11 protein-coding genes are annotated in these 13,896 nt (G+C 72.3%); 8 read left to right on the top strand and 3 right to left on the bottom strand.

Translation table 11 applies throughout. From position 1 onward, the window contains the following. Positions 1-84: 84 nt before the first annotated feature. Positions 85-315, bottom strand: a complete 231-nt coding sequence (locus ACFOYY_RS31480; protein ID WP_386194687.1) for a transposase family protein — start codon at positions 313-315, stop codon at positions 85-87. Further along, a complete protein-coding gene (locus tag ACFOYY_RS31475; protein WP_386194685.1) occupies positions 312-701 on the bottom strand; it encodes a transposase family protein in 390 nt (129 codons plus the stop codon). The genes ACFOYY_RS31480 and ACFOYY_RS31475 overlap by 4 nt, the downstream gene beginning before the upstream one ends. Before the next feature lie 926 nt (positions 702-1,627). On the opposite strand from ACFOYY_RS31475, the gene ACFOYY_RS31470 reads away from it, so the two are divergent. The 7 genes from ACFOYY_RS31470 to ACFOYY_RS31440 all read left to right on the top strand — a co-directional run bounded on the left by ACFOYY_RS31470 (position 1,628) and on the right by ACFOYY_RS31440 (position 12,033). Beyond that, positions 1,628-2,626 carry an LLM class flavin-dependent oxidoreductase gene (locus ACFOYY_RS31470; RefSeq protein WP_386194683.1) on the top strand — a complete coding sequence of 333 codons (999 nt, stop codon included), beginning with the start codon at positions 1,628-1,630 and terminating at the stop codon, positions 2,624-2,626. Then, positions 2,616-3,767: an LLM class flavin-dependent oxidoreductase gene (locus tag ACFOYY_RS31465; protein ID WP_352011631.1), complete on the top strand. Its 1,152-nt coding sequence runs from the start codon at positions 2,616-2,618 to the stop codon at positions 3,765-3,767. The genes ACFOYY_RS31470 and ACFOYY_RS31465 overlap by 11 nt, the downstream gene beginning before the upstream one ends. A 525-nt stretch (positions 3,768-4,292) precedes the next feature. Then, a complete protein-coding gene (locus ACFOYY_RS31460) occupies positions 4,293-8,120 on the top strand; it encodes a Pls/PosA family non-ribosomal peptide synthetase (RefSeq protein WP_386194681.1) in 3,828 nt (1,275 codons plus the stop codon). Positions 8,121-8,156: 36 nt separating this feature from the next. Continuing rightward, positions 8,157-9,452 carry a M1 family metallopeptidase gene (locus ACFOYY_RS31455; protein WP_386194679.1) on the top strand — a complete coding sequence of 432 codons (1,296 nt, stop codon included), beginning with the start codon at positions 8,157-8,159 and terminating at the stop codon, positions 9,450-9,452. Between the two features lie 53 nt (positions 9,453-9,505). After that, complete coding sequence (locus ACFOYY_RS31450) at positions 9,506-10,762, top strand: RNA polymerase sigma factor (protein WP_362775796.1); 1,257 nt, start codon at positions 9,506-9,508, stop codon at positions 10,760-10,762. Positions 10,763-10,783: 21 nt separating this feature from the next. Then, on the top strand, positions 10,784-11,191 hold the full coding sequence (locus ACFOYY_RS31445) for a ribosomal maturation YjgA family protein (RefSeq protein WP_362775794.1): 408 nt from the start codon (positions 10,784-10,786) through the stop codon (positions 11,189-11,191). Between the two features lie 32 nt (positions 11,192-11,223). After that, the gene (locus tag ACFOYY_RS31440) at positions 11,224-12,033 is read left to right on the top strand and encodes an Fpg/Nei family DNA glycosylase (RefSeq protein WP_386194676.1); all 810 of its coding nucleotides are present in this window, start codon (positions 11,224-11,226) and stop codon (positions 12,031-12,033) included. Between the two features lie 12 nt (positions 12,034-12,045). On the opposite strand, the gene ACFOYY_RS31435 is transcribed toward ACFOYY_RS31440, so the two are convergent. Continuing rightward, on the bottom strand, positions 12,046-12,918 hold the full coding sequence (locus ACFOYY_RS31435) for a 4-hydroxy-tetrahydrodipicolinate synthase family protein (RefSeq protein WP_352011625.1): 873 nt from the start codon (positions 12,916-12,918) through the stop codon (positions 12,046-12,048). A gap of 71 nt (positions 12,919-12,989) precedes the next feature. Here ACFOYY_RS31435 and ACFOYY_RS31430 point away from each other — a divergent pair, with 71 nt between their 5' ends. Further along, complete coding sequence (locus ACFOYY_RS31430; RefSeq protein ID WP_352011624.1) at positions 12,990-13,895, top strand: LysR family transcriptional regulator; 906 nt, start codon at positions 12,990-12,992, stop codon at positions 13,893-13,895. Position 13,896: the final 1 nt, after the last annotated feature.

Raw genomic sequence — 13,896 nt, 5'->3', positions numbered from 1 at the left:
CTCCGGGCTGCTTTCGACCAGGACAGAGCCTTGGCACACAGCCGTTCGCCGGGGGGGACGGCCCAATGACGGTCGGAGAAGAGGTCAGGAGCCAGACGAGGGCTCCGGCTTGTTCTTGCCCTTGTACGGGGTGATGACGACGGAGCCCCCGATCCCTTGGTAATCCTTGTCGGCCGGGGTGAGGATCCCCGCCTTCTCCGCTTCGCGCGGAATGCCCCATGCTCTGGCGGCGGTCAGGTCGTGGGTCTTGCCCGACATCGCGCCGGACGTCCACAGGATCGCCCCATCCGGACCTGCGATGACCTGCACGTTCATCCCGTGCACCCGATGCCTGCCGGAGAAGTGGGGCGGTCGGCCCGAACGCGGCCGGTGGGGATGAGCGTCCCGTCCAGGATCACGTGGGTCAGCCCGGCTTTCTTCGCCTTCCGCAACGCCGGTGTGAGCTTGGGTGAGCGGGCTGACAGCAGCATGACGGTCTCCTCCACGTACCGCCAGGCCGTCGTCGCCGACCCCCCGAAGCCGGCGCCGATCTCGGTGAACGTCTCGTCCTTGCGCGGATAGACCAGCACCAGCAGGGCCTGCCGGCCGGGGTTGAGCAGCCGCCACGTCGACCCGATCGCCTTGCGACGACGGCGGATCAGCCCGGCAACGTAGTTCAGCGTTGAACGCGACAAATCGACGGCAGCGCGATAGAACAGCACGCAGAGACCTCTGGTTCGGACGCGGTGATTGTGGTGATCAACCCGCCTAACAGGGGTTTCTCTATGTCACACGCCGAATCCGCAACTCGCGATCATGCTGTGACCAGCGGCCCAGCGCCAGAAGATGAAAAAGGCTCACTAAACCGATAATTCATCTCACAAGCCTCATTATCTATCTCGGCGGAGATCTGGAAATCCCCAGACGTATACGACCGACGAGAAGAACGGATGGATTCGTTCGCGGCACCCCGCAGGTGGAATCGTCACCTTATTGACGTTCGCGGCCCGCCGCGAGGGTCCCGAAGGCCCGCGTGAGCGCCAGGCCGTAGCCGTACTCGACAGCCGAGATCACCTCGGTCACGAGGGCCGGGGAGCGCGCCGGTCCCCAGAGCGACGGAAGGGCGACCGGCGGGCCCGGTAGGACGCGGTGGAGAAAGTCGATTTCGCCCTGTCCGTAAAGCCTGCGGGACTTCGAGGACATCTGCCGCGGAGCGCGCCCGCCGGAATCGCGGGGCCTGCCGCCGCGCCGTCGTCATGCCCCGCCGGGAGCCCGTGACGCGGGCCGACGCCGTGGAGGTTCGCCCTGGCGGCGGCGCGTGGCGGGTGACCCTGAAGGCTTCGGCAGTGAACAGGGGTACCTGAAGCCTCACAACCGCCATCTTTTGTGGGAAATATCGGACTCTTCGTGGATTTTGTGGGTTTTTATCTTACGATCACTGTCTGGGGACCCCTGCCCGGCGGCGGGAAAAGTGAGCCCTCCTCGCCGGGCGCAGCACCGAAACACGTTTCCGCAGGACTGAAACCTGAAGTCCCTACGCAGAAAGGATTTCGATGACTGTTCGTTCCGGTATGCACCGGAGTGACGCACTTACGTCCCCTTTCGCCGCTCCGAGGTTTTCCGTGGCGATTCAGCAGGGGGCTCGCACGTGAGACCCGAGTTCCATCTGACCCTGCCCGCAGAGGACGGCACGAGCACCTTTCCCACGTTGCCGGGGTTCGTCACCGACGTACGACCCAGCGCGGCGGGGCCGTACGAGCGGTTGGCCAGGATCGGCAGGGCGGCCGAGCTGGCCGGACTGGGCGGGGTACTGGCGCCCTTCGACCCCGCGGGACAGGACTCGCTGATCGTGGCCGGAGGGCTGCTGCGCGGTTCCCGGCACATGCGGGTCTCGGCGGAGTTCCACGCGGGAATCGCGACCCCGGTGTACGCGGCCAAGCTGTCGGCGTCGCTGCAACGCTTCTCCGGCGACCGTCTCGACTGGCGGCTGGCCGTCGACCTCGACCCCCGGGTGGCCCGCTCCCAGGGAGACTTCGTCGAGGGCACGGAACGTTACGCCCGCGCCGAGGAGTTCCTCACCGTGGCCAGGGGGGTGTGGCACGAGGAGGACTACGGTTTCGCCGGGCGTTTCTACGAGGTGCTCGGCGGAGGCCTGCTGTTCCCCCTCTCCGGCCGGGAGTTCCCCCGCGTCCAGCTCTCCGGCACCTCCGCCGAGGCGATGTCACTGTCCGCCCGCCACGCCGACCTGCACGTCTTCGGCCCCGAGGACGACCTGGACCCCGCGATCGCCGAACTGCAGGCGCTCGCCGCCCAGTTCGGCCGCGACCTGGCGTACGGCCTGCGCCTGCCTGTGCTGGCCAGGGAGGACGACGACGAGGCGCGCAGGGACGCCCTGCGGCTGTGGCTCCTGCGCTCGGGAACACGGGAGACCTTCCCCGAGCCGGAACGCGGTACGAGACTGTGGCACGGCTTCGGGGGTGTCGGCCTGGTCGGGTCCTACGAGAACGTCGCCGCGGCGATCCGCGGCTACCTCGACAGGGGTGTCTCCGCGTTCTTCCTGGAGGTGGAACCGCACCTGGAGGAGACCTACCGGCTGGGAGAACACCTGCTCCCGCTGTTGGCTAAGGAGATCCATAATGCCGGTTGACTTCTACTGGCGAATGGCCATGGAGGGCGACCAGCCGTCGCTGCGCAGGAAGGGGACCGCGAGCCGGGGCGGTTTCGCCCCCGGCGCGGTCGGCGGGCTGGCGCCCGGCCTCAGGCACGGCAAGCCCGACGGCTACAGTCACGTCGACTATCTGGCGGAGGTGGCCAAGGCGACGGAGGCGTCCGGTTTCGTCGGGGCGTTGCTGCCCTCCTTTCCGCACACCGACGACCCGTGGGCCGCCGCGGCGGCGCTCGCCAGGGAGACCAGCACCTACCGGTTCATGATCGCCTTCCAGCCCGGGTTCCTGCACCCGGTTCAGGCGGCGCGGATGACGGCGAGCCTGCAGCTGGCCACCGGCGGGCGGGCGGTCTACAACGTCATCTCGGGCGGTGGCGGCCCGCAGCAGCTGTGGTGGGGGGACAGGGTCGAGCACGACGACCGCTACGCCCGCACCTCGGAGTTCCTCGACGTGCTCAGGGGGGTCTGGTACGCCGCCGACCACTCCTACGACCACGAGGGCCGCTTCTACCGGGTGCGGGGTGGCGGCCTGCCCCCGGCGCTGGCCGGGCAGCCGTTCCCCGAGGTCTTCTTCACCGGCTCGTCGAAGGCGGCGATCGCCGCGGCGGGCAGGCACGCCGACTACTACCTTTCCTGGCTGGAGCCCCCGGCCGCGCTGGCCGCCAAGTTCGAGCAGGTGCGCGAGCACAGTGTGGGCGTCGGCCGTGCCCCGAGGTTCGCCGTACGGCTCGACGTGCTGGCCAGGGAGACCGAGGAGGAGGCCTGGCAGGAGGTCGAGCGCGGCTGGTCGCGGCCCGGCCCCGCCGCGACCCCGGCCTACGTCGGGCTGGGCGACTCCGTCGGCTGGCAGCGGGGTCAGGACATGGGCTCCGGCGGGAACGGCGCGCGGGGCGGTTACCGCGCGCTTGAGATCTCACCCAACGTGTGGGGCGGGTTCCACGTGCTGCGCGCGGGCCCCGCCTTCGGGCTGGTCGGTGACTACCGGCAGGTGGCGGCGCGGCTCGACGAGCTGATCGGGCTCGGCGTCGAGGCGTTCGTCCTGGGCGGGGTGCCTCACCTTGAGGAGGCCTACCGGGTCGGGGCGCACGTCCTGCCGCTGCTGCGCGGCGCCGCCGTACGATAGCCCGGAAGGTGTGACCGGGGCGGGGGCCCTGGTCCTCCGGCGCCGGGGAAGATCCCAATCCCCTACGCCCGGAAATATCGGTTCGCCTCTCCCTTTAATTAACCCTGCCTTTCTAAAGTGTGAACAAATAATTGCCACGATGATCGACGGGGCATCGTGGACCCACGAGGACGGCAAGGCGCGGGAGTTTCTCGTCACACACAACGGGAAGAACAGCGGCCGACAATCGGGTTAACTTCCGGGAAAGCCTCCGGACCTGCGACAACGCCACTCGGCACACATCCTGGACCACGCACGGAAAGTGGCAGGAATCACACTCCCCGTACGGCCTCGCACCCCGTGATCGCTTTGACCTGGGGAAGTCGTGGTCCCCCATTGACCAGCCATAACGCCAAAAGACCGAAAATGTCTGAATAGCGGGTGTTCTAGGATCGTCGGATGGCGACGGCAACGAGTGGACTCACAGGGAGCCACATGCGGCGAGCGTGATCCGGCGCGCGCCTCGGTCGTCCGACTGGAGAGACCTTGCATCCGACCACGGTGGACATCGAGCACGCCCCGGCCCAGGCGACCCTCTCGGGAGGGCCCGCCGCGCCCGCCCGCACGCTGATCGACATCCTCGACGAGACCACGCGGCGCCACCCCGACGCCGCCGCCCTCGACGACGGGCGGACCAGGCTCGACTACGCCGGCCTGCGCGAGCGGGTGGACCGGATGGCGCGGGAACTGCGCGCGGCGGGCGTGGGACGCGGCGACCGGGTCGGCATCCGGGTGCCCTCCGGCACCGTCGATCTCTACGTCGCGATCCTGGCCACGCTGACGGCGGGCGCGGCCTACGTGCCGGTCGACGCGGACGACCCCGAGGAGCGCGCCGAGCTGGTCTTCGGCGAGGCCGCGGTGAGCGCCGTCGTGGGCGAGGGCGCGGCGATCACGATCTCCGGCCCCCTCGGCGGTTCCCTGAGCCGGGAGTCCGCCGCGCCTCCCTGCCCCGACGACGACGCGTGGATCATCTTCACCTCGGGTTCGACGGGCAAGCCGAAGGGCGTCGCGGTCTCCCACCGCAGCGCGGCGGCGTTCGTCGACGCCGAGGCCGGCCTGTTCCTGACCGACGAGCCGCTGGGGCCGGGAGACCGGGTGCTGGCCGGGCTCTCGGTCGCCTTCGACGCCTCCTGTGAGGAGATGTGGCTGGCCTGGCGGCACGGCGCCTGCCTGGTCCCCGCGCCCCGCGCGCTGGTGCGCACCGGCATGGACCTGGGTCCCTGGCTGACCGAGATGGGCATCACGGTGGTGTCCACGGTGCCGACGCTGGCCGCGCTCTGGCCGGTCGAGACGCTCGACGACGTCCGGCTGCTGATCTTCGGCGGGGAGGCGTGCCCGCCCGAGCTGGCCGAGCGGCTGGCCGTACCGGGGCGGGAGGTGTGGAACACCTACGGGCCCACGGAGGCGACCGTGGTGGCGTGCGCCGCCCCGCTGACCGGGGAGGGGCCGGTGCGGATCGGCCTGCCGCTGGCCGGGTGGGAGCTGGCCGTCGTCGACGCGGGCGGCGACCCGCTGCCCATGGGCGAGACCGGCGAGCTGGTCATCGGCGGCGTCGGCCTGGCCCGCTACCTGGACCAGGCCAAGGACGCCGAGCGGTACGCCCCGCTGGTCTCCCTCGGCTGGGAGCGCGCCTACCGCAGCGGTGACCTGGTGCGGGCCGAGCCCGAGGGACTGCTGTTCGTCGGCAGGGCGGACGAACAGGTCAAACTGGGCGGACGCCGGATCGAGCTGGGTGAGGTCGACTCCGCCCTGCAGGCGCTGCCCGGCGTCGCGGGGGCCGCGGCCGCGGTGCGCACCACCGGTGGCGGGCACCAGTTGCTCGTCGGCTACGTCGTGCCCGGCGAGGGGTTCGACCAGGCGGACGCCAGGAAGAGGCTGCTCGACGCGCTGCCCGCCGCGCTGGTCCCGCGTATCGCGCTGGTCGAGGAGTTGCCGACCCGCACCTCGGGCAAGATCGACCGTGACGCCCTGCCCTGGCCGCTGCCCCGGCAGGCGCAGCGGCAGGTGGACGTGGACCCGTGGGTGGCCGAGTGCTGGCAGAACGTCCTCGGCGGGACCGAGGGCGACTTCTTCGCCGAGGGCGGTACCAGTCTCGCCGCGGCCCGGCTGGTCTCCGCGCTGCGGGAGCGTCATCCCTCGGTGACCGTCGGGGACGTCTACGAGCACCCGACGCTGCGGCGGCTCGCCGCGCACCTGTCGGCCGGGGACTCCACGGAGACGGCGACCACGAAGCGGGTCGTCGCGCCGATGCCGCGCCGCGCCTCGCTCGTGCAGGCGGCGCTCACCGTGCCGTTGCTCACCGCGGGCGTGCTGCGCTGGCTGGTCGGTCTGGTCGCGCTGACCAATCTGATCGTGCCCGGCGCGCCCGTCGTCTCGTGGTGGTGGGTGCTGGCCGGGACGGTGCTCTTCGTCTCCCCCGCCGGACGGATCGCGCTGGCCGCGGGCGTGGCCAGGCTGCTGCTGCGCGGCCTGCGCCCCGGCTCCTACCCGCGGGGCGGCTCGACGCACCTGAGGCTGTGGTTCGCCGAGCGGTTCGCCGAACGGCTCGGGGTCATGGAGCTGTCGGCCGCGCCCTTCCTGACCCACTACGCGCGGGCGCTCGGCGCCCAGGTGGGCGCGGACGCCGACCTGCACTCCGCCCCGCCCGTCACCGGCATGCTCAAGCTGGGCAGGAACGCCGCCGTCGAGCCCGAGGTCGATCTGAACGGCTACTGGATCGACGGCGACCGGGTACGGGTCGGCGAGATCAAGATCGGCGCCTCCGCCACGATCGGTGCCCGCTCGACCCTGTTCCCCGGCGCGAGGGTCGGCAAGAACGCGCAGGTCGCTCCGGGCTCAGCGGTCGCGGGCGCCGTCCCGGCCGGGGAGCGCTGGGCCGGGGCTCCCGCGATCAGGATGGGCAAGGCTCGCCACACCCCGGGAAGCAGGCCGCCGCGTTCCCCCCGCTGGGCCGCCGTCTACGGCCTGTCCGCGCCGCTGCTCGGCCTGGTTCCCGTCGTCGCCGCGCTGCCCGCGCTGGTCGTGCTGATGGGCGGGGCCCCGGCCTCGCCCGCCGAGCTGCTGTACCGGGTGCCGGTCGCCACCCTCGTGTGGATGGCCTGCACTGCCCTGTCGATCCTGGTCCTGGTACGGCTGCTCGCGATCGGCCTGCGGCCGGGCAGCCACCCGGTGCACAGCCGCCAGGCCTGGCAGGCGTGGGCGACGGGGCGGCTGATGTCGATGGCACGGGTCTGGCTGTTCCCGCTGTACGCCAGCATGGCGACCCCCGTCTGGCTGCGCGCCCTCGGCATGCGGGTCGGCCGGGACGCCGAGCTGTCCACGGTGCTGGCGCTTCCCTCGATGACCTCCGTCGGAGACGGCGCGTTCCTCGCCGACGACACGATGGTCGCGCCGTACGAGCTGGACGCCGGGCGGCTGCGGGTCGGCCAGGTGCGGATCGGCAAGCGCGCCTTCCTCGGCAACTCGGGGATGACCGCCCCCGGCCGCAAGGTGCCCAAGGACGGGCTGGTCGCGGTGCTGTCCGCCGCGCCGAAGAAGGCCAAGGCCGGTTCGTCCTACCTGGGCATGCCGCCGGTCGAGCTGCGCCGTACCGCCGAGGAGACCGACCGCAGCCGCACCTACGACCCGCCCGCCCGGCTGCGGGCCGCCCGTGCCGCGGTCGAACTGTGCCGTGTCGTGCCCGCGATGTGCACGGTCGCGCTCGCCGTGCTCGTGGCGCTGTGCCTGCTGTGGCTGACCCGTTCGTACGGCTTCGCGGTCGCGGCGCTGCTGGGCGGGGTGGTCCTGCTCGGCGCCGGGGTGCTGGCCGCCGCGGTCACCACCGTGGCCAAGTGGGTCTTGCTCGGCCGGATCACGGTGGGCGACCGGCCGCTGTGGAGCTCCTTCGTCTGGCGCAACGAGCTGGCGGACAACTTCACCGAGGTGCTGGCCGCGCCCTGGTTCGCCAGGATGTGGCTGGGCACCGCGCCGCTGAACCTGTGGCTGCGCTCGATGGGCGCGCGCGTCGGCCGGGGCGTGTGGTGTGAGACGTACTGGCTGCCGGAGATCGACCTGGTGACCCTGGGCGACGGGGTCTCGGTGAACCGGGGCTGCGTGTTGCAGACCCACCTGTTCCATGACCGGGTCATGAGCATCGATACTGTCGTTCTGCGGGACGGGGCGACGCTCGGCCCGCACGGGGTGGTGCTGCCCGCGGCGACGATCGGGGAGAACACCACGGTCGGACCGGCGTCCCTGGTGATGCGCGGCGAGTCGGTGCCTCGGGCGACCCGCTGGTTCGGCAACCCGATCGCGGCGTGGCACAAGCGCGCGTAGGCGTCCCCGCGTCGCAGGAAGGCACACAGGAAGTACGTGGTCGCGAACACCCCCCGTCCCCCCTACTTTCCCTCGCACGGTGACGACGCCTACCGGGTCGAGCACTACGACCTCTCCCTGGACTACCGGGTCGGCCCCAACAGGCTGGGCGGCGTGGCCAGGATCTCGGCGCGGGTGCTGCGGCCGCTCACCCGCCTGTCCCTGGATCTGGGGGCGTTGCGCGTCGACGGGGTGCTGCTCGACGGCAGGGCGGCGCGCTTCGCCCACCACGGCGGCAAGCTGCACCTCTCCCCGAAGGGACGGGAGCGGATCGAACCGGGTCCGCTCACCGTCGAGGTGCGCTACGCGGGCGCTCCCCGGCCCGTCGCCAGCCACTGGGGCGAGCTGGGCTGGGAACAGCTCACCGACGGCGTCATCGTGGCCAGCCAGCCGATCGGGGCGCCCTCGTGGTTCCCGTGCAACGACCGGCCGGACGACAAGGCCTCCTACCGGATCTCGGTGACGACGGCCTCGCCCTACACGGTGATCGCCAACGGCGAGCTGACCGGCAGACGGCGGGCCTCCTCGGCGACCACGTGGGTCTACGAGCAGGCCGAGCCGATGGCGACCTATCTGGCCAGCGTGCAGATCGGCCGCTACCAGCTGGCCGAGACGGGAGAAGGGGTACGCCTGGCCTTTCCGCAGGGGGCGGCGGCCAGGGCCCGCAACGACTTCGGCAGGCAGGAGCGGATGCTCGCGGTCTTCTCCGAGCGGTTCGGCCCGTACCCGTTCGGCTCCTACACCGCGGTCGTCGTCAACGACGAGCTGGAGATCCCGATCGAGGCCCAGGGCATGTCGATCTTCGGCCTCAACCACGTGGACGGCAGGCGCGGCGAGGAACGGCTGGTCGCCCACGAGCTGGCGCACCAGTGGTTCGGCAACAGCCTGACGGCCGCCGACTGGCGTGACATCTGGCTGCACGAGGGCTTCGCCTGCTACGCGGAGTGGATCTGGTCGGAGGCCTGCGGCGAGGAGAGCGCCGACGCTCACGCGGCGCGCTGGCACCGGCGCCTGTCCGCGCTTCCCCAGGACTTCGTGCTCGCCGACCCCGGGGCGCGGCGGCTGTTCGACGACCGCGTCTACAAGCGCGGCGCGCTCACCCTGCACGCGCTGCGGCGCATCCTGGGCGACCGGATGTTCTTCGCGCTGCTGCGCGAGTGGACCACGACCAACCGGCACGGGAACGTCAGCACCGAGGCGTTCCTGGACCTGGCGCTGCAGTACACGACGCGCTCCTTCGACGGTGTCCTGTCCGCCTGGCTGTACGGCTCCCGCCTGCCCCCGCTGCCCTGAGACCGGCACACGCGGAGTCGACAGCCCGGCCCCGCGGCGGCGAGGGTGGAGAGGTGGTCACTGACGATCCCCGCCGGGATGTGAACGTCGAGGATCTGCTGCGCGAGCTGGCGCCGCGGGTCCTGGGCGCGCTCGTCCGCCGCCACGGGCACTTCGACGCGTGTGAGGACGCCGTTCAGGAGGCGCTGCTCGCCGCGGCCGTACGGTGGCCGAAGGAGGGGGTGCCGCAGAGCCCGAGGGGCTGGCTGGTCACGGTGGCCTCCCGCAGGCTCGCCGACGAGTGGCGCAGCGAGCGGGCGCGCAGGCGTAGGGAGGTCACGGCCGCCTTCCGCGCGCCCGCCGACGAGTCGGTCGTGCCGAGCCCGGAGCAGGAGCGGCCTCCGGGCCGGGACGACACGCTCACCCTGCTGTTCCTGTGCTGCCATCCGGCGCTGAGCGCCTCCTCCCAGGTCGCGCTCACCCTACGCGCCGTCGGAGGGCTGACCACGGCGCAGATCGCCCGGGCCTTCCTCATCCCCGAGGCGACCATGGCCCAGCGCATCAGCCGGGCCAAACAGCGCATCAGGTCGACCGGCATCCCCTTCGGCATGCCTCCGCGTGAGGAACGGGCCGAGCGGCTGCGGGCGGTCCTGCACGTGCTGTACCTGGTCTTCACCGAGGGGCACACCGCGACCTCAGGCCCCGACCTGCACAGCGGGGAGCTGACCGGGGAGGCGATCAGGCTGACCCGCGCCCTGCACCGGCTGCTGCCCGGCGACGGTGAGGTCGCCGGGCTGCTGGCGCTCATGCTGCTCACCGACGCGCGGCGGCCCGCGCGCACCGGCCGGGACGGCGCCCTGGTCCCGCTCACCGAACAGGACCGCGGCCTGTGGAACCGCGTCCGCATCGAGGAGGGCGTCGCTCTCGTCACGAACGCGCTGTCCCGCTCCGCGGTCGGCCCCTACCAGCTCCAGGCGGCGATCGCCGCGGTCCACACCGAGGCCGCGTGCCCGGAGGAGACCGACTGGCCGCAGATCCTCGCCCTGTACGAACTGCTCTCCCGGCTCTCACCCGGCCCCGTGGTCACACTCAACCACGCGGTCGCCGTGGCGATGGTCCGGGGGCCGAGGGCGGGGCTGACCCTGCTGGAGACGCTCGACTCCGACGGGCGGCTCTCCGGTCACCACCGGCTCGACGCGGTGCGCGCCCACCTGCTGGAGATGGCCGGGGAGCGGGAGGCCGCCAGGGAGCGCTACCGGACGGCGGCGCGCCGTACCACCAGCCTGCCCGAGCGGCGTTATCTGGAGACGCGGGCCGCCCGGCTGGGGTGAGCGGTTCACTAGGGTGGGCGGGTGCCAGTCCTCCCCGCCCGCCTGTCCCCCGCCACCCGTGTCCGGCTCGCCGCCGTGGCCGCGGCCGTCGTGACCGTCGCCGCCGGGCTCGCGGTCCGCGCGGTCACCGGCGGCTGGTTCGGCAAGTACGCCGGGGACGCCCTGTACACCGTGCTCGTCCACACGCTGGTGGTGGTCGTGGCGCCGCGCCTGCCGGCGGGCCGGGCCGCGTCGTGGGCCCTGGCCGTCAGCTGGGCGGTCGAGTTCGCCCAGCTGACCCCGGTGCCCGCCGCGCTGTCCGAGGCGAGCGTGCTGGCCAGGCTGGTCCTCGGCAGCACGTTCGGCGCCGCCGACCTGGTGGCCTACGCCGTCGGCGCCGCCCTGTCGTGGGCCGGTCACGCCCTCGTCCTGCGTCTTCGCCGTGGGTGAGCGGAGCGCCGGGGCCGTACCATGTGTGGACCATGCCTGAAGGACACACCATTCACCGGCTCGCCGGGCTGCACCGGCAGGTGTTCGCCGGCACGGTCGTCAGCGCGCTGAGCCCGCAGGGCAGGTTCGCCGCCGGAGCGGCGCAGATCGACGGCCGGGTGCTCAGAGAGACCGACGCCCACGGCAAGCACCTGCTGCTGGGCTTCGACGACGACCGGTGGGTCCACATCCACCTCGGCATCTACGGCAAGTACACCTTCGGTCAGGCGCCGCCGCCCGCCCCGACCGGCGTGGTACGGCTGCGCCTGAACAACACCGCCGAGTACGCCGACCTGCGCGGCCCCAACACCTGTGAACTGATCGACCCGGTGGAGAAGAAGGCTCTGCACGCCAGGCTGGGTCCCGACCCGCTGCGCGCCGACGCCGACCCCGAGCTCGCCTGGCGGCGGATCGGGCGCAGCCGTACGGCCGTCGGGGTGCTGCTGATGGACCAGTCGGTCGTGGCGGGCGTGGGCAACATCTACCGCGCGGAGGCGCTGTTCCGGCAGGGGGTCGATCCCGCGCTGCCCGGGCGCGACCTCACCCGGGAGCTGTGGACGGCGATCTGGGACGACCTGGTGCTGCTGATGGCCGAGGGAGTGCGCCTGGGGCACATCGACACGGTCAGGCCGGAGCACACCCCTGAGGCGATGGGCCGCCCGCCCCGCGTCGACGAGCACGGCGGCGAGGTCTACGTCTACCGGCGGGCGGGCATGCCGTGTTTCCTGTGCGGTTCCGAGGTCAGGACCGGGGTGCTCGCGGGACGCAACCTCTTCTGGTGCCCGGGCTGCCAGGGCGGCTGAGCCCGGGCGGCGTCAGAGCAGGCGCAGCACCGCCTCGACGGAGTCCTGGCCCGCCGGGACCAGCGGGAGACGGACGGAGGCGGTCGGGATGCGTCCCTGGGCGTGCAGCACGCCCTTGATGACGGTGGGGTTGGGCTCGGTGAACACGCTCGCCGACAGGGCGGACAGGCGGTGGCCCAGGGCTCGCGCGTGGGCGACCTCTCCCGAGCGCCAGGCCTCGACCAGCTCGACGAACAGCCCGGTGCGCAGGTGGGCCGAGGCGAGGATGCCGCCGGAGCCGCCCAGGGCCAGCAGCGCCGACAGGTAGGGGTCGTCCCCGGCCAGTACGGCGAAGCCCTCCGGCGGGTCCGCCAGCAGCGAGAGGGTGTCCTGGTCGACGCCGCCGACGGCGTGCTTGACCCCGGCGACCATGGGCAGTTCCCCGATCCGCCGCAGGGTGGCGGCGCCGACGGACTGGCCGGTCCGGTAGGGGATGTTGTAGACGACGATCGGCACCGGCGTCTGCTCGGCCAGGGCGGTGAAGTGGGCCAGCACCCCGGCCTCAGAGGGGCGGACGAAGGAGGGCACGGTGACCAGCGCGCCGGTCACCTCGGGCCAGGTCTTCAGGGCGCGCAGCGCCTCGGCCGAACCCCGGGTGTCGCTCGAACCCGCGCCGACGATCAGTTCGGCGGACCGTTCCCGGCACACCTTCGCGCACACCTCGACGACCGCCCGCCGTTCCTCCTCGGCGAGCATGGCGACCTCGGCGGTGGTGCCGAGCGCGACCAGTCCCGCGGCGCCCTCCTCAAGGGCGGCGCGCGCCAGGTCCTCCAGGGCGTCCAGGGCGATCTCGCCGTTTCCGGCGAACGGGGTGATCAGGGGAAGGTAAACACCGCTGAGAGTCATGTCCCCAGCTTTCCGGCCGACGACCATACAGGTCCAGTTCCGTTTCCTTCAGAAACCGTTAAGCTGAACTGATGCTCGATGTGCGCCGTCTCCGTCTGCTCCGCGAACTCTCCCACCGGGGCACGATCGCCGCGGTGGCCGAGGCCCTGACGTTCACCCCCTCCGCGGTCTCCCAGCAGCTGGCCGCGCTGGAACGGGAGGCGGGTGTGGCGCTGCTCGAACGGACCGGCAGGCGGGTGGCGCTCACCCCCGCGGGAGCCGCCCTGGTACGGCACGCCGAGGCCGTGCTGGAGCGGCTCGAACAGGCGGCGGCGGAGCTGGCGACCGCCCGCACCGGACTGGCGGGAACGATCAGGATCGGCGCCTTCCCGGTCGCGACCCGCACGATCCTGCCCGCGGCCCTGGCCGCGCTCGGCCGCGACCATCCGCGTCTTGAGCCGATGGTCGACGAGATCGACCCCGCCGAGGTCGCCCCCCGGCTCAGGTCGGGCGACCTGGACGCCGCGCTGATCCACGAGTACGACCTCGTGCCCGCGGCGCCCGACCTGACGCTGGACACCGAGCCGCTGCTCGACGAACCGATGTATCTGGCCTCCGACCGGGCGGGCGACTCGCTCGCCGAGCGGCACGACGCCCCGTGGATCGTGTCGAAGCCGGGGACGCTCTGCTACGAGATGACCATGCGGGCCTGCCAGACGGCCGGGTTCTCACCCAGGATCCGCCACCACATCGACGACTTCACCGCCGTGCTCGCGATGGTCTCCGCGGGGCAGGGGGTCGCGCTCGTGCCCGGGCTCGGGGCGGCCGACCCGCCGGGGAACGTCCGGCTCACCGAGCTGCCGACGCGTCGCCGTACCCGGATCGCCTTCCGGCGGGGGGCCTCGGCGCACCCGGCGCTGACGGCCCTCACCCTGGCGTTGCGCTCCTCGCTCCCCCGGGGGACGGCCGGCGGGCGGCAATGGGAATTCTCCAGGTAAT

Origin of the sequence: Streptosporangium jomthongense, from assembly GCF_042650425.1 — a bacterium.
In the GTDB taxonomy this organism is placed as follows: domain Bacteria; phylum Actinomycetota; class Actinomycetes; order Streptosporangiales; family Streptosporangiaceae; genus Streptosporangium.
This window is presented reverse-complemented; position numbering and strand designations above follow the sequence as displayed.

Coding starts and splice junctions, on each gene's coding strand:
- ACFOYY_RS31430 (WP_352011624.1), top strand. CDS start 12,990: ATGCTCGATGTGCGCCGTCTCCGTCTGCTCCGCGAACTCTCCCACCGG.
- ACFOYY_RS31465 (WP_352011631.1), top strand. CDS start 2,616: ATGCCGGTTGACTTCTACTGGCGAATGGCCATGGAGGGCGACCAGCCG.
- ACFOYY_RS31435 (WP_352011625.1), bottom strand. CDS start 12,918: ATGACTCTCAGCGGTGTTTACCTTCCCCTGATCACCCCGTTCGCCGGA.
- ACFOYY_RS31440 (WP_386194676.1), top strand. CDS start 11,224: ATGCCTGAAGGACACACCATTCACCGGCTCGCCGGGCTGCACCGGCAG.
- ACFOYY_RS31480 (WP_386194687.1), bottom strand. CDS start 315: ATGAACGTGCAGGTCATCGCAGGTCCGGATGGGGCGATCCTGTGGACG.